Origin of the sequence: Amycolatopsis sp. NPDC024027 (assembly GCF_040638975.1) — a bacterium.
In the GTDB taxonomy this organism is placed as follows: Bacteria; Actinomycetota; Actinomycetes; order Mycobacteriales; family Pseudonocardiaceae; genus Amycolatopsis.
This window is the reverse complement of record NZ_JBEZYY010000030.1, coordinates 95,192-109,854: the sequence shown is the minus strand read 5'-3', so window position 1 is coordinate 109,854 and position 14,663 is coordinate 95,192. Positions and strand designations below refer to the sequence as shown.

Genomic DNA, 14,663 nt, shown 5'->3' with positions numbered 1-14,663 from the left:
GCGGCTGTGCCAGCAGCCACAACGGCTCCGGGCACCACTTCTCCACATCGTCCATCGTTGATCAACGATACCGCCTACCTTGCAACACACCCAAACGAGATGCGGTCTAAGCCAGGCGAAGGTGCGTTCCACCGGCCAGCGGATGGTGCCCAGGCTCGAGCCGTGCTTGACGCCGCGGCGGGCGACGACCGGTGTGATACCGCGGGCGCGGACCAGACGGCGGTACTTGTCGTGGTCGTAGCCGCGGTCGGCGTAGAGCCGACGTGGCCGCCGCCGTGGCTTGCCGACCACACCTCGGATCGATGGGATAGCGTCGATCAGCGGAATCAGCTGGGTGACATCGTTGCGATGCCCGCCGGTCAGCGTGACGGCGAGCGGGGTGCCGTGGGCGTCGGTGATCAGGTGGTGCTTGGAGCCGGGTTTGCGGCGATCGACCGGGCCGGGCCCGGTGTGGTCCCCCCTTTGAGGGCACGCAGGTGGGTGGAATCGACCAGCGCAGCCGACAGGTCCAGCAGGCCGGCGGCACGTAGCTCGGCGAGCAGGCGTTCGTGCAGTTGCTGCCAGACGCCGGCCTCGTGCCATTCGGTCAGCCGCCGCCAGCAGGTGGCCCCGGAAGCGCCGAACAGCGCCGTGGGCAGGCGGTTCCAGCCGATGCCGGTGCGCACACGTACAGGATGCCTTCGAGTGCGGCGCGATCATCGGCACGCTTGCGGCCGGGATAGCGGAACCGCCGCGGGTGCACCGGAAGGAGCGGCTCGAGCCGCTCCCACAGCTGGTCGGTCAGAACCTCCTCACGGATACCGAGATTCTGGAAAGCCCCGCAGCCTCCGCAAAGACGACACGCCGACTCATTCTGAACTGACCTCTAAGACCTCGCACGAGGTCGTGGCCGGCGACGAGTTGCGCGGCCTCGACTCGCAGGTTGTCCGGGTCGGCTTCCTCGGCGATTCGAACGAGTGCCGCAATGCCCCTCGCCGGATGATGACATCGCACGGCTGCCGGTCCTGCTGAACGCGGACTGACCACTTACCGCTCCTCGGCCGCGGGGGCTTGCCCTGGAGCGGGGGAGATCAAGGTGTTCACGATGGTGTCGGCGTAGTCGCTCGTGATCGGCTCGCCGGTCACCAGCAGGCGGTACCAGAGCGGGGCGACCAGCATGTCGTCGTAGAGCGCGGGGTCGCCGGCGGCCAGCTGCCCGGCTTCCTGTGCCTTGACGAGCCGGGCCCGGTTGATCGCGGCCAGCGCCGTGTGGACCTTGCCCTGGATCATGGCGGCGAGTTCCGTGTCGAGCTGGGCCGAGCCGATCACGCCCGAGATGATCTGGCCGTGCCGTTCGTCGGCGAAGACCTCGGCGAGGGTGCGCAGCCAGGTGCGCAGGTCGGCGTCGATGTCACCGGTGTCGGGATAGAGGAAGAACCGCTCGCCCAGCCGGTCCATCAGGGCGTCCAGGAACAGCGCCCCCTTCGACGGCCACCAGCGGTAGACCGTCGGTTTGCCCACCTTCGCCCGCGTGGCGACCGCCTCCATGGTCACCGCGGCGTAGCCGCGCTCGGCGCAGAGGTCGACGGCGGCTTGCAGGATCTCGTCCCGGGAGCGTGCGGTCCGGCCGGCGGGTGGGGTGCTCACCGCGATCACTCTACCCAACTACAAAACGTTCTGTTACGTTCTGTGCAGTCATAACGTTACGTAACGTTTTGAGAGAAGGGGTGACCGTGACCCGCAAGAACGTCAACACCGTCCTGGCCACGGTGGGGCCCTGTTCATCGCCTGCACGCCGCTCGGCGACATGATCACCGTGCTGGCCCACGACGGATCGTCGGCCGCCGCGTTCGGCATTCACGGAGCGACCGCCGCCCTGGTCGCGCCCACCGGCGTTCTGACCCTCCGTGAAACCCGCGGCCGCCCGGCCATCGCGGAGCGGTTGTCCCTCGCACGTCAGTGAATTCCCGTCACCCTTTTCCGGAAAGAGCAAAGTAATGTCGAAATCCTATTACGCGGCACACATCTACATGATCCTCGGAGTGGTTTCCGGCTTGTACTACCGGGAATTCACCAAGCTCAACGAGTTCGACGGGCGAACCCAGCTCGCGCTCATCCACACGCACCTGCTCTCGCTGGGCATGCTGGGCTTCCTCATCGTCCTGGCGCTCGACAAGCTGTTCCAGCTTTCCGGGACCAGGCTGTTCACCCTCTTCTTCTGGTTCTACAACGCGGGCATCGCCGTCTCGGTCGCCATGATGTTCGTCCACGGCACTCAGACGGTTCTCGGCCTCTCCGTGCCGATGGCCGTCTCCTTGACCGCCGGGCTCGGCCACGTCCTGCTCACGGTCGGGCTGATCCTGCTGTTCGTCCTCCTCGGCAAACGCCTCAAGAAGACCGTTCAGCCGGCAGCATGAGCACGGCGGCCCGTCAGTGGCGGATGGCGAGGTAGACCCGGGCGGCAACGTCCTGGGCGGCCTGGTTGAAGGCGTGGATCTGGGGTGCGGTGTTGGTGCGCAGCCAGGTCGGCGCCCATTCCAGGGGTGGCGCGTCGCTGATCGGGAGATACGCGACGCCGGGCCGCGCGTAGAACCGGGACACCTGCGCGCCCATCACGAAAGCGCCTTCCCCTGCGCCGATCAATGCCAGGGCTTCCTGGAGTGTTTCGAAGCGCGGGCCCGGTTCGATCGGGTCGCCGCCGGGCGTGTGGTCCGGCGTGCGATCCGCGCGCCAGTAAGCCGGGAACGCTTCGGCCACTTGCAGCATTTTGACCGCGGCGAGGTCTTCCAGCGAAACGGTGTCGCGGCGGGCGAGCGGATGCCGGACGGACACCCCCAGCACCCGCGGCTCCGAGAACAGGACCTCGCCGGTGACCATGTCGGGTTCGTCGTGCGGCAGGCTCACGACCAGCAGGTCGGTATCGCCCGCGCGCAGCCGCTGAAGGCCGTCGACGATCTGCACTTCCCTCGGCTGGGCCCGCCAGCCGGGGTGACGCCGGTCGAACAGCTGGGCCCCCTGGACCATGAGCTGTCCCGCGGCGGCGCCGAGGAAACCGACCCGCAGCACACCGTGGACGCCGCGCGCGGCGTCGGTCGCCTTCCGGAGCCCGGCCTCGATCAGGTCGTAGGCGGGGCGCAGATCGTCGTACAACCGTTGCCCCGCTTCGGTGAAGGCGACATGGCGGCTGGTGCGTTCGAACAGCGGCGTCCCGATCTGGCGTTCGAGCTTCTTGATCGTCTGGCTGATCCGCGCGGTGGTCACGTGCAGGCGGTCGGCAGTGCGGCCGAAGTGCAGCTCCTCGCCGACGGTCAGGAACGCTTCCAGTTCAAGCCGCTCCAGCACATGCGCCTCCGGTCGTTAAACCCACCTTAATGACCGTTGCACTATGCCACCTTGTTGGCGGATCGGGCCCCCTAAAGACTGAATGAGACAACGTCACTCGGTGTCACCGACTCTCACTCAAGGACTCTCTGTGGGCAAGATCGTTTCGCTCGTCTACCTGTCGCTGGACGGGGTGATGGAGAAGCCGACCTGGACCGGGCCGTATTTCAGCGCCGAGCACGCCAAGTTCGCCTACGGTCAGTTGTTCTCCAGTGACGCACTGCTGCTGGGCCGCGTCACCTACGAGGGCATGGCCGCCGCCTGGCCGCATATGGAGGAGTCCGACGGCGACTTCGCCGTCCGGATGAACACCCTCCCCAAGTACGTCGTGTCGACCACCCTGGAAACCGCCGAGTGGAACAACACCACCGTCGTGCGAGGCGATCTGGCCGCCGAGATCTTAGAGCTCAAGGCGCGCTACGCCGGCGACATCCTCATCTACGCCAGCGGAGTCCTGGTGAACTCCCTGATCGAGCTCGGCCTTCTCGACGAACTGAAACTCTGGCTGCATCCCGTGATCGTCGGATGCGGCAAACGCCTGTTCCGCGCGGGCATCGATCCGACCTCGTGGCGTCTCGCGACGACGGCGGCCTTCAGCTCCGGAACGATGATCCTGGACTACCGGCCCACCGGTCGCGAGTGAAGTCCCTTCCCCCGGTTTCCCTGCCTGGCGGACGTTGAAGCGGGCCATACCGCCGGAAAGATCGTCCTCACCGTCTCCGCCTGACCCTTCCCCTTCTCACGAGAGCAGGCCCATGCGTTTGTTCCTTTCCTCCTGGAAACTCGGGGACGCCCCCGAACTCCTGGACGACCTCGCCGGCGACGTCCGGACCGCGGCCGTCATCGGCAACGCGCTGGATGCCCTCCCGGGTCCGGCGAGACGGCAGGCCACCGGCCGCGAGGTTGCACTGCTTCGCGACCGTGGCTACTCAGTGTCCGAAGTGGACTTTCGTGACCATTTCGGTGCTTCGGAAGGACTCGCGGAGCGCTTGTCCGGCTTCGGGGTCATCTGGGTCCACGGCGGCAACCCGTTCGTCCTGCGGCTGGCGATGGCCCTCAGCGGCGCCGACGGGATCCTGTCCGGCCTGCTCCGGCGCGACGCCGTCGTCTACGCGGGCTGGAGCGCGGGCGCCTGCGTCCTGTCGCCCAGCCTTCACGGCCTCGAACTCGTCGACGACCCCGCGGACACCGTCACCGCCTACGACCTGCCGGCGATCTGGGAAGGGCTCGGTCTCTTGGACTACGCCTTGGTCCCCCACTACCGCTCGCCGATCCCCGAGAGCGAGCCCATCGAGCGCGTCGTCGAGCGCTACGACCGCGAAGGAGTTCCGTACCGCACTCTCCGCGACGGCGAGGTCACCATCATCGACCGGCCGTCGACCCCCGCGAACCGCTGACACCCAACGAAAGAGAGAACCATGAACGCCGTACGACTCCCCGTCGACGAGCTGGCACCGCACATCAACCGCGCGCTCAACTCGCTCGACGCGGCCTCTCGCAAGGTCAGCCTGGAGCCCGCGCTGCTGGAACTGGTGCGAGCGCGCGCTTCCCAGCTCAACGGCTGTGCCTACTGCGTCGACATGCACACCAAGGACGCGCGTACCGGTGGTGAGACCGAGCAGCGGCTGTACGCGCTGCCGGTGTGGCGCGAGACGCCGTTCTTCACCGACCGTGAACGGGTGGCACTCGAGCTGACCGAGGCGGCGACCCGGCTCGTCGACGGCCCCGTCACCGACGAGGTGTTCGGCCGGGCGGCCGCCGAGTTCACCGAGGTCGAGCTCGCCGAGCTGATCTGGACCATCACCGTGATCAACGCCTGGAACCGGCTCGGCGCCACCGCCCGGCCCTGGCCGCTGGACTGACGGCCTCCCTTCTCCCGCCTCACCCCAGCCATACGCGCGAACGCGCCTACCGGATCGGAACATCACATGCGCGTCTTCATCACCGGGGCCACCGGCTACATCGGGGGTTCGGTCGCCGACCTGCTCCTGCGCTCAGGACATCGGGTCGACGGTCTCGTCCGTAGCGAGGACAAAGCTCGCGAGCTGGAGCGGCGCGGCATCAACCCCGTCATCGGCACGCTCGACGACGCCGCACTGCTCACCGCGCGCGCCCGCGAGGCCGACGCCGTCGTCAACGCCGCCAGCAGCGATCACCGGGGCGCCGTCGAGGCGCTCGTCGAAGGGCTGGCCGGCACCGGCCGTCCGCTGGTGCACACGAGCGGGTCCACCGTCGTCAGCACCGACTCGCGCGGTGCCGTCGCCGACGAGGTGTACACCGAGGAGGTCATCGCCCCCGGCTCTGGCTGGAGCCCCATCGAAAAGAAGGTCGCCCGTGTCGCACTCGACCGGTTCGTCCTGGACGCGGCGAGCCGCGAGGTGCGCTCGGTGGTGCTGTGCAACTCCCTCGTCTACGGGCACGGCCGGGGCATGTCCCGCGACAGCCTGCAAGTCCCCGTCCTCGCCAGGCAGGCCCGCGAAAGCGGGGTCGCCCGGTACGTCGGGGAGGGCCGCAACATCTGGTCGACCGTGCACATCGACGACCTGACCGACCTCTACCTCCGTGCGCTCACCGACGCTCCGGCCGGATCGTTCTACTTCGTCGAAAACGGCGAAGCGTCGTTCCGCGACATCGCCGCCGCGATCGCCCGGAAGTTCGGCCTCGGTCCCGCCGAGGCGTGGGACACCGACGATGCCGTGGCCCACTGGGGAGAAGAACTCACCTTGTACGTTCTCGCCTCCAACAGCCGGATCCGAGGCCGCGCCTCCGCCGGACTCGGCTGGCGTCCGGCGCACGCCTCCGTCTTGGACTGGATCCAGGACGATCTCGACTAACGCGTCGCGCGGGTGTTTTCCGGGGCGGTGCGGATCACGACATCCGCACCGCCCCGGAGCCGCCCTCGAACAGCTACTCCTCCGGGCGTACGCCGGAAAGCGTCCCGCGACGACGCAGCGCGACGAGCCGTTCACGCCGTTTCCGGCGCTCGACGAGCGGCGGTGCCGGTCAGAACGACCGCGACGAGCACCGCAAGCTGGAGAGTGATCGGCCAGGCCTGGAGAAGGTCGCACTTCCGTGCACCCGACGCCGACGCCGTGGGGTAGGTGGTGGGCGCACTCCGGTGGGCGATGTGTTCGACGGGATCGACGCGAAGGGTGTCGATCCGGCAGTCGTGCCGGGCGCAGCCGGCTGCTTCGCCGAGGCGGATCGCGACCGTGCTTTTCGCGACGACGATGGAAGAACCATCGGTAGACGATGGGTTCCGCCTCGAACTCGGCCTGAGTGCGGCTTTCGTGGAGAACGACTCTGGCGACGGCCCGCAGTAGCTGTTCGGGACCATCGGTGACGTAGGACGCGAACGCCTCGGCACCAGTGTGTCCGTCCGTGACGACCATGTCCCGGCGCTTCGGCGAGCCCCAGCGTCTCACCCGGGACTTCCCGCGAAAACCTTCCCGTTACATCTTGACGCCGCCGACGTCATCGTTCAGAGTCCAATGGTGCGTTCAGTCACACCGCCGTCGGCTACCTGACACCTATACCCCCTCATATTCCTGCACGGATCGCCTTCCAAAATGTTAGCGCTAACACGGCACTTTCCGTGGCGCGGGTGTCGCCGGGATCCGCACCGACGCGGACCCCTCCTGAAAGGACAGATGCTCATGTCGGTTGGGTTTGCGCGGACCGCGAGGTGGCGTCGTCGGTGGCGGTCGGGGTTGGCTGCTGCGGTAGCTGTCGTGATCGCAGGTGGGCTGCTCATGGGGGTCCCCACCTCGGCGTCGGCCGCCACTGTGGACACGGCTGCCTGGTATGTCCTGGTGAACCGCAACAGTGGCAAGGCCATCGACGTCTACAACTTCTCCACCGCCGATGGCGCCAACGTCGTCCAGTGGACTCGAACCAACGGCAACAACCAGCAGTTCCAGTTCGTGGATTCGGGTGGCGGTTACTACCGGCTCAAGGCGCGGCACTCGGGCAAGGTGATCGACGTGTCCAGCTGGTCGACAGCCGACGGTGCCGCCATCCACCAGTGGACCGACGGCAATGGCGCGAACCAGCAGTTCCGGTTGGCCGACTCCGACAGCGGTTACGTGCGGCTGATCAACCGCAACAGTGGCAAGGCGGTCGAGGTTCAGAACGCGGCGACCAACGACGGCGGCAACGTCGTGCAGTACAGCGACTGGGGCGGCAGCAACCAGCAGTGGCAACTCGTCCGCGTCGACGGGGGCACCGGCACGTGTGCTCTTCCGTCGACGTACCACTGGACATCCACCGGCCCGCTGGCGAACCCGAAGGCGGGCTGGGTCGCGCTCAAGGACTTCACCAACGTCGTCTACAACGGACAGCACGTCGTCTACGCCACGACGCACGACACCGTCGCCGGTGAGCAGGGGCGCTGGGGATTGATGAGCTTCAGTCCCTTCACGAACTGGTCCGACATGGCCACCGCCACCCAGAACACGATTCCCTTCGACGGCTTCGCGCCGACGCTGTTCTACTTCGCCCCGAAGAACACCTGGGTGCTCGCCTACATGGGCGGTTGGCCAAACGTCTTCTCCTACCGCACCTCGAGTGACCCCACCAACCCCAACGGCTGGTCCGCGCAGCAGGAGCTGTTCTCGGGCACCGTCCCGATCGGGGGTCCCCTCGACGTGACCCTGATCGGCGACGACACGAACATGTACATGTTCTTCGCCAACGACAAAGGCTACATCTACCGGTCCGGCATGCCCATCGGGAACTTCCCGAGCAGCTTCGGTTCGTCGTCCACGGAGGTCATGCACGACGCCGAGGCCAACCTGTTCGAGGCGCCGGAGGTCTACAAGGTCCAGGGCCAGAACCAGTACCTCATGATCGTCGAGGCGGAGGACTGGCGCGGTCGCTTCTTCCGCTCGTTCACCGCCACCAGCCTGGGCGGCACGTGGACACCGCAGGCCGACACTCAGGGCAACCCCTTCGCGGGCAAGGCCAACAGCGGCGCCACCTGGACCAACGACATCAGCCACGGCGACGTGGTTCGCACCAACCCCGACCAGACCAAGACCGTCGACCCGTGCAACCTGCAGTTCCTCTACCAGGGACGCGACCCCAGTACCGACGGCATGGACTACGGCATCCTGCCGTACCGGCCGGGCGTGCTGACACTGCAGCGCTAGTGTCCTGCGCCTGAATTTCGCTATCCAATCGCAGGCTGCGGTGACGGCGAGTGTGCGACGTTGCTGCGGTGGGAGCGGCGGGCGAAGTCGGCGCAAGCGTTGGCGTTGCGGTGCCGGATCGTGCTGGCGTAAGTGGCGGTCCCGGTTCGTGGCGCAGGGTTTGGACGGGCTGGTCGATGAGGACCGGCCCGGCCGGCCGGCGTCGATCACGCTGGAGAAGGTCGACGACGTGATCGTGACGAACGCATGCCGAGCCAGTAACCCAGGGCACTGCGGACCACCGGGGCACCGGTCCGGGCAGCACTGTGCACTCCACCGGTGACACTGGCCGCCTGCACCACCGACCCGCTGACGTCACCGCCCACGGAGTTCGCCACTCCAGCCGGCGGCACATCCGCATCGTCAGACATCGGACCAGTGTCTCGCCACCACCTGCACCCTTGAGGGCATCACCCACCGCATGCCCCGGACGGAGGATTCGACGACCGGCTCTCCCCGCCCGATTTTTCGCCCGGCGTGTACTGCCAGAACGACCTCGCCAGGACCGCGCCGGTCAGGACGAGGACCGCGCAGGTCAGTGCGGTCGCCGACCAGGCCACGGCGAGGGGGAGTGCCGAAGCCATGATCCCGGCGCGGAGGTCGCCGAGGCGGGGACCGCCGGTGACGACGACCGTGTACACGCCCTGTAGCCGGCCGCGCATGCGGTCGGGGACGGCGGTCTGCAGGATCGTCTGGCGGTACACCGCGCTGACGAGGTCGGCCGCGCCGGCGACGATGAGCAGCGTGACCGCGAGCCACAGAGTGGGCGCGAGCCCGGCCAGCGCGACGGCGCCGGCCCAGACCACCACCGCCGCGGTGAGGGCGGCGCCTTGGCGCCGCACCCGGCCGATCCAGCCGCTGGACAGCCCGGCGAGCACCGAGCCGATCGCGATCGCTGAGTAAAGCAGGCCGATTCCGCCGTGCCACCGCGTCTCGGCCGCTTGGGGGAACAGCGCGGTCGGCATGGCCAGCACCATCGCGGCGATGTCGACCAGGAAGGACATCAGCAGGACCTGGCGGCCGGCGAGGAAACGCAGGCCGTCGAGGACCGAGCGCAGGCCGGGGCGGCCGAGGGGTGCCGCCGGAGGCAGGGGCGGGAGCCGGAACGTCGCGTAGAGCGCCGCGGTGAACAGCACCGCGTCCGCGCCGTAGGCGTAGCAGAATCCGTTCGGCAGTCCGAGGAGGACACCCGCGACGAGGGGGCCCAGCACCTGTCCGACCGTCGAGGCGGTGTAGTTCAGCGAGTTGGCCGCGGGCACCAGATCCGGGGTGACGAGGGCCGGGACGATGGCGCCGCGGACCGCGGACGACACCGCGAAACCGCCGGACTGCACAGCGACGAGCGCGAGGATCAGCGGCGCCGACCGGAGCCCGGCCACCGCCTGAGCGAACAACGCGAGCGTGACCGTCCAGGTGAGCGCCGAGGAGACCAGGTACAGGCGTCGCCGGTCCACGGCGTCGGCGATCGCGCCGCCGTAGAGCCCGAACACCAGGATCGGAACGAGCCCGGCCAGTCCGGCGAGACCGACGTCGAACGACGAGTGCGACAGGTCGTAGATCTGCACCGGCACGGCGACTTCGGTCACCACCGTCCCGACCACCGCGGCGCCCTGACCGAAGAAAGTCCGGCGGAACACGGGATGCGCCAGCGGCCGGATGTCCACGGCGATCCGGCGGAGGCGGTTCTTCGGAGCGCTGGTCGTCATGCGCTCACGTTCGCAGCCACCACCGGGGCCGCACTTCCGATAATCTGTCGACTTGTGTCAGAAAACCGCCACGAGCACGCGGCCGGGCAGGTCATCGAGCGGCACCGGCACGACGAACACCAGCTGGTGTACGTCATCCGGGGTGTGCTCGCGGTCCGCACCGACCGCGGCGCGTGGGTCGCCTGCGCCGACCGCGCCGTCTGGATGCCCGCCGGCACCTGGCACGAACACCGCGTCTACGGCGCTTCCGAGGTGCTCACGCTGATGTTCCCGAGCCACGACGCGCCATTGGACGGCACCGCGCCCGCGGTCATCGCCGTCAGCGCGCTGCTGCGCGAACTCCTCATCGCCGCCACCGAACCCGGCCTCGGCGCCGCCGAGGCCGCCCGGCTCCACCTGGTGCTCCGCGACCGCCTGCGCCGCGCCCAGGACCGGCCGCTGACCCTGCCCGTGGCCCGCGACCCCCGCTTGGCCCACGCGTGCCGGCTCGTCACCGAAGACCTCAGCCGGCCCCGCACGACGGCGTGGCTGGCCCGTCGCACCGGGACCAGCGAGCGCACGCTGTCCCGGCTGTTCCGCGTCGAGTTCGGGACCACCTATCCGCAGTGGCGCACCACGACCCGCGTGTTCCACGCGATGATCGAGCTCGCGGAGGGCGCCAGCGTCACCCGGACCGCGCACCGGTGCGGCTGGGCCACGCCGAGCGCGTTCGTCGAAACGTTCACCCGCACCATGGGGCGGACACCCGGCTCCTACCGGGCCGGGCAGCCTCGGCGTCCGGAGCCCGGGGATGCTCCTTGAGCTTCACGGCTCGATCACCAGCGCGGCGATGTGCTCACCGTCCAAAGTGAACTGGAACCGCAGGTCGACGACGCCGCCGGGGAAGTCGCCCTCGAGGTGGTGCACGGCGACGTAGTGCCGGTCGTCGACGCGGTGGGCCGCGACGAGCGTCGTGGTGTAGGTGTACTGGCTCGCGGCGCGGGCGAGCCAGTCGCGGATCTCGCGCTTGCCGCGGTGGCTGTGACCCTCGTCGGTGACGACGGCGTCCTCGGTGTAGCAGGCCAGCGCCGCGTCCAGGTCACGGGCCTGGTGGGCGGCCAGGTAGCCGGTGATCAGTGCGGGCAGTTCGCGGGTGTCGATCGCTTCACTCATGCCGTCGACCGTGGGGTCTCTCCCGGGGAGAGGGTCAAGCGGTGCACAGTGGAGGGTGTCCCGTGGATTGACGATCGGCGAATTCGCGCAGCTGACGCACCTGGGTGTGCGGACCCTGCGCCGGTACCACGAGTCCGGCCTGCTGGAGCCCGCTTCGGTCGACCCCGCCAGCGGCTACCGGTACCACACCGCCGGCCAGATCCCGGCCGCGCAGGTCATCCACCGGCTGCGGGAGCTGGACGTGCCGCTGGCCGACGTGGCCAAGATCCTCGCGACCGAGGACGCGGCGGAGCGCGCGGACCTGGTCGCCGGCCACCTGCGGCGGCTGGAGGAGGAACTCGAGCGGACCCGGGCCGCGGTGGTTTCCCTGCAGCGGCTCCTGTCTCCCGCGTCTCCCGGGGACGACGGGCCGGATGTCGAGCTCCGCTCGGTGGCGGCGAGGACGGTCGCGGCGGTCGAGGACGTCGTCGACCAGGAGGACGTGCTGTCGTGGTTCGACCGGGCGATGGCCGAGCTCGACGCCGCGATCGCCGGCCTGCCTCCGCTCGGTCCGCCGGGTGGCCGCTACGCCAACGAGCTGTTCACCGGCGGCCGGGGCGCGGTCCTGGTCCACCGGCCCGTCGCCGACCCGCCGGCCCGGGGACGGGTGCGGCCGGTGGAGTTGCCGCCCGCCGAACTCGCCGTCGTCGTCCACCACGGACCCCACGACGACATCGACGTCACCTACGGCCGCCTCGGCGCCTGGGTGGTGGAGCACGCCCTCACGGTGGCCGGTCCCGTCCACGAAACGTACGCGGTCGGCCCGCGCGACAACCCGGCCCCGGCCACCTGGCGAACGGAGATCGGCTGGCCCGTGTTCCGGCTCGCATCGTCGCCGTGAAGATCGAGGACGAGGGTGCTCTGTTCGGTGGTGGCGTGTGAGCCCGTCGGTCAGTCGATGCCTTCGACGATGCGGAAGTCGCGCCCGAAGCCGTCGGGGAGGGCCACCAGCGCCTTCTGGTACGCCTCGCTCTCGTAGGCCGCGACGGCCTGCTCGAAGCTGTCGAACTCGATCAGAACGACGCGTTGCGTGATTCCGGCTTCGTGGGCGACGACTCGGCCGCCGCCGCGGGCCAGGACCCGGCCGCCCCCGGCTTGGACGGCCGGACGGGCCAGCTCGTTGTAGGCAGTCAGAATCTCCGGGTCGGAAATGGCGGGGTAGACACTGACCCAGTAGCCCTTGGCCACGGAAACCTCCTGTGTTCAGCCGGGACGCCAGATGCATAAAGCATTCATATAAATATTGTATGCTTCACCCATGAGCCGTCAAGACACCGCTCGTGGCGCTTCCGCTGCGATCGGGTCGGCCCTCTACGGGCTGGCCACCAGGGCTGTGAGACGCCTTCCGCGCGATATGAGCATCACGTCCGCGGCCACCTTGGCCACCCTGCACAGGTCCGGCCCGCGTCGCATCACCGATCTGGCCGGGATCGAGGGTGTCACCCAGCCCGCGATGACCGTCCTGGTCCGGGTGATGGAGGAGTCCGGGCTGGTCGAGCGGAGGGGCGACGCGTCCGACAAGCGGGTCACGCTGGTGTGCCTGACGGAGGCCGGCGAGTCCTACGTTCGGACCCGGCACCAGGCGGGCGTCGACGCGTTCGCGCGGCTGATCGACGAACTCGCCGGCGACGAGGTCGAGGCCCTGGTGGCGGCGCTTCCGGCGCTGGCGCACCTGGCAGAGCTCGAAAGCCAGGACCGAGAAGGGCCGAAGCGGTGACGGAGCGCACCCTGAAGCGCTCCGAGGCGCGGCTGCTGGTCCCCGCCCTGATCTTCATCGCCCTGGTCGTGGCGGCGGTCGCCAGCCTCGGGACGCCGCTGATCACCAGTGTGGCGACCACGTTCCACGTCTCGCTCGACAGCGCGCAGTGGACGCTGACCGTCGCGCTGCTGAGTGGCGCCGTCGCCACGCCCGTCCTGGGCCGGCTCGGAGCCGGCCCGCACCGGCGGGCCACGATCCTCGCCACGCTGGCGATCGTCGTCGCCGGCAGTGCGCTCACCGTGCTGCCGCTGCCGTTCGCGTGGCTGCTCATCGGGAGGGCGGCCCAGGGCGTCGGGCTCGGCCTGACGGCGCTGATGATGGGCGTGGCCCGTGACCATCTCCCCGAGGAACGCAGCACGGCGGCGATCGCCCTGATCTCGGTGGTCTCGATCATCGGTGCCGGCGTCGGCTACCCGCTCACCGCACTGCTCGCCGAGATCGGCGGCGTGCAGGCCGCCTACGGCTTCGGTCTGTTCGTCACCGCTGCCGCCTTCCTGACCGCTTGGCGTTCCATACCCGCGGCTCCCGAAGGCCGCTCCGCTCACGTGAACGTGGCGGGCGCGCTCGCCCTGGCGGGCGGACTGTTCCTCGTCCTGGTCCTGGCCGGCCAGAAGAGCCTGTGGAGCCGTCACCTCGCCGTGGCGGTGGTCCTCGCCGTCGCCGCCGTGCTCCTGCTGTGCGCCTGGACCGCTTCCGAGCTGCGCAGCAAGACGCCCCTGGTCGACGTCCGGGCGGTCCGGCACCCGGCGGTCGCCGGAGCGAACATCGCCATGTTCGTCGGCGGGAGCGGCATGTACCTCCTGCTCACGCTCATCACGCGGTACGCGCAGACGCCGCACAGCGCCGGCTACGGCTTCGGACTGACCACTTTCGTCGCCGGGCTGGTCCTCGTCCCGTTCTCGGTGCTGGGGTTCGTCGCCGGCAAACTCACGCCCCGGGTGCGGACGCTGGTCGACGCACCCGTGCTCCTGGCCGGCAGCGCGGTCGTCGTCGGCGGCGGGTTCGTCCTCTTCGCCGCGGCCCGGTCGAACCTGGCCGAACTGCTCGTCGCGATGGGTGTGCTGGGCTTCGGCGTCGGCAGCTTCTCGGCCGCAATGCCCGGCGTCATCCTGGCCGTCACGCCAAAGAGCGAGACGTCGAGCGCGATGAGCTTCAACTACGTCGTCCGCAGCGTCGGGTACTCCCTGGGCAGCGCGACCGGTGGCCTGATCCTGGCCACTGACACCGGTCAACTTTTCCCGGACGACCATGCCTACACCACCGCAGCGCTGGTCGGCATCGCCGCGATGGCGGTCACGACGCTGGCCGGCCTCGTTCTCGCCCGCCAACACCCGTCCGGGATCGACCCCACCCCTCGGCATTGAGGCGAGGCTCGTTGCACCGCAAGGTCTACGGCCGTCCACAGTGCGAGCATCGCCGTGGCGACTTCATCGGCGGCCGCGTCGGGGTGCGCCGCGC

At 69.1% G+C, this 14,663-nt stretch carries 16 protein-coding genes and 2 pseudogenes; 12 read left to right on the top strand and 6 right to left on the bottom strand.

The window, feature by feature from the left end; translation table 11 throughout:
- Positions 1–108 precede the first annotated feature (108 nt).
- Both AB0F52_RS45390 and AB0F52_RS45385 read right to left on the bottom strand, forming a co-directional pair.
- Positions 109–799: pseudogene (locus AB0F52_RS45390) on the bottom strand (IS5 family transposase); the annotation flags it as partial.
- A gap of 227 nt (positions 800–1,026) precedes the next feature.
- A complete protein-coding gene (locus AB0F52_RS45385) occupies positions 1,027–1,626 on the bottom strand; it encodes a TetR/AcrR family transcriptional regulator (protein WP_360184758.1) in 600 nt (199 codons plus the stop codon).
- Positions 1,627–1,756: 130 nt separating this feature from the next.
- Here AB0F52_RS45385 and AB0F52_RS45380 point away from each other — a divergent pair, with 130 nt between their 5' ends.
- Complete coding sequence (locus tag AB0F52_RS45380) at positions 1,757–1,942, top strand: DUF4267 domain-containing protein (protein WP_360184768.1); 186 nt, start codon at positions 1,757–1,759, stop codon at positions 1,940–1,942.
- 34 nt (positions 1,943–1,976) lie between these two features.
- Complete coding sequence (locus tag AB0F52_RS45375; RefSeq protein ID WP_360184755.1) at positions 1,977–2,396, top strand: DUF2871 domain-containing protein; 420 nt, start codon at positions 1,977–1,979, stop codon at positions 2,394–2,396.
- A 13-nt stretch (positions 2,397–2,409) separates the two neighbouring features.
- Here the strand turns inward: AB0F52_RS45375 and AB0F52_RS45370 are convergent, their stop codons facing one another.
- Positions 2,410–3,321, bottom strand: a complete 912-nt coding sequence (locus AB0F52_RS45370) for a LysR family transcriptional regulator (RefSeq protein ID WP_360184753.1) — start codon at positions 3,319–3,321, stop codon at positions 2,410–2,412.
- A gap of 130 nt (positions 3,322–3,451) precedes the next feature.
- On the opposite strand from AB0F52_RS45370, the gene AB0F52_RS45365 reads away from it, so the two are divergent.
- The 6 genes and pseudogenes from AB0F52_RS45365 to AB0F52_RS45340 form a co-directional block, all read left to right on the top strand.
- Entirely contained in the window at positions 3,452–4,003 is a 552-nt protein-coding gene (locus AB0F52_RS45365) for a dihydrofolate reductase family protein (RefSeq protein WP_360184750.1), read from the top strand.
- A 112-nt stretch (positions 4,004–4,115) separates the two neighbouring features.
- On the top strand, positions 4,116–4,757 hold the full coding sequence (locus tag AB0F52_RS45360; protein ID WP_360184747.1) for a Type 1 glutamine amidotransferase-like domain-containing protein: 642 nt from the start codon (positions 4,116–4,118) through the stop codon (positions 4,755–4,757).
- 21 nt (positions 4,758–4,778) lie between these two features.
- The gene (locus AB0F52_RS45355; RefSeq protein ID WP_360184745.1) at positions 4,779–5,222 is read left to right on the top strand and encodes a carboxymuconolactone decarboxylase family protein; all 444 of its coding nucleotides are present in this window, start codon (positions 4,779–4,781) and stop codon (positions 5,220–5,222) included.
- Positions 5,223–5,288: 66 nt separating this feature from the next.
- A complete protein-coding gene (locus AB0F52_RS45350) occupies positions 5,289–6,194 on the top strand; it encodes an NAD-dependent epimerase/dehydratase family protein (protein WP_360184742.1) in 906 nt (301 codons plus the stop codon).
- 822 nt (positions 6,195–7,016) lie between these two features.
- On the top strand, positions 7,017–8,510 hold the full coding sequence (locus AB0F52_RS45345; RefSeq protein ID WP_360184739.1) for a non-reducing end alpha-L-arabinofuranosidase family hydrolase: 1,494 nt from the start codon (positions 7,017–7,019) through the stop codon (positions 8,508–8,510).
- Between the two features lie 27 nt (positions 8,511–8,537).
- Positions 8,538–8,748: pseudogene (locus AB0F52_RS45340) on the top strand (IS630 family transposase); the annotation flags it as partial.
- Between the two features lie 211 nt (positions 8,749–8,959).
- On the opposite strand, the gene AB0F52_RS45335 reads toward AB0F52_RS45340, so the two are convergent.
- Positions 8,960–10,255: an MFS transporter gene (locus AB0F52_RS45335; RefSeq protein WP_360184737.1), complete on the bottom strand. Its 1,296-nt coding sequence runs from the start codon at positions 10,253–10,255 to the stop codon at positions 8,960–8,962.
- Between the two features lie 54 nt (positions 10,256–10,309).
- Between AB0F52_RS45335 and AB0F52_RS45330 the strand changes: the two genes are divergently transcribed.
- Positions 10,310–11,056, top strand: a complete 747-nt coding sequence (locus AB0F52_RS45330) for a helix-turn-helix transcriptional regulator (RefSeq protein ID WP_360184734.1) — start codon at positions 10,310–10,312, stop codon at positions 11,054–11,056.
- Between the two features lie 3 nt (positions 11,057–11,059).
- On the opposite strand, the gene AB0F52_RS45325 is transcribed toward AB0F52_RS45330, so the two are convergent.
- Positions 11,060–11,407, bottom strand: a complete 348-nt coding sequence (locus AB0F52_RS45325) for a nuclear transport factor 2 family protein (RefSeq protein WP_360184732.1) — start codon at positions 11,405–11,407, stop codon at positions 11,060–11,062.
- Positions 11,408–11,474: 67 nt separating this feature from the next.
- Here AB0F52_RS45325 and AB0F52_RS45320 point away from each other — a divergent pair, with 67 nt between their 5' ends.
- Positions 11,475–12,287 carry a MerR family transcriptional regulator gene (locus AB0F52_RS45320; protein WP_360184729.1) on the top strand — a complete coding sequence of 271 codons (813 nt, stop codon included), beginning with the start codon at positions 11,475–11,477 and terminating at the stop codon, positions 12,285–12,287.
- Between the two features lie 50 nt (positions 12,288–12,337).
- Here AB0F52_RS45320 and AB0F52_RS45315 read toward each other — a convergent pair whose 3' ends face one another.
- Positions 12,338–12,634 (bottom strand): DUF1330 domain-containing protein, encoded by a 297-nt coding sequence (locus tag AB0F52_RS45315; RefSeq protein WP_360184726.1) that lies wholly within the window; start codon positions 12,632–12,634, stop codon positions 12,338–12,340.
- A 166-nt stretch (positions 12,635–12,800) separates the two neighbouring features.
- On the opposite strand from AB0F52_RS45315, the gene AB0F52_RS45310 reads away from it, so the two are divergent.
- Both AB0F52_RS45310 and AB0F52_RS45305 read left to right on the top strand, forming a co-directional pair.
- Positions 12,801–13,163, top strand: a complete 363-nt coding sequence (locus AB0F52_RS45310) for a MarR family transcriptional regulator (RefSeq protein WP_360184724.1) — start codon at positions 12,801–12,803, stop codon at positions 13,161–13,163.
- The gene (locus AB0F52_RS45305; RefSeq protein ID WP_360184721.1) at positions 13,160–14,569 is read left to right on the top strand and encodes an MFS transporter; all 1,410 of its coding nucleotides are present in this window, start codon (positions 13,160–13,162) and stop codon (positions 14,567–14,569) included. Before AB0F52_RS45310 ends, AB0F52_RS45305 begins: the two co-directional genes overlap by 4 nt.
- Positions 14,570–14,663: the final 94 nt, after the last annotated feature.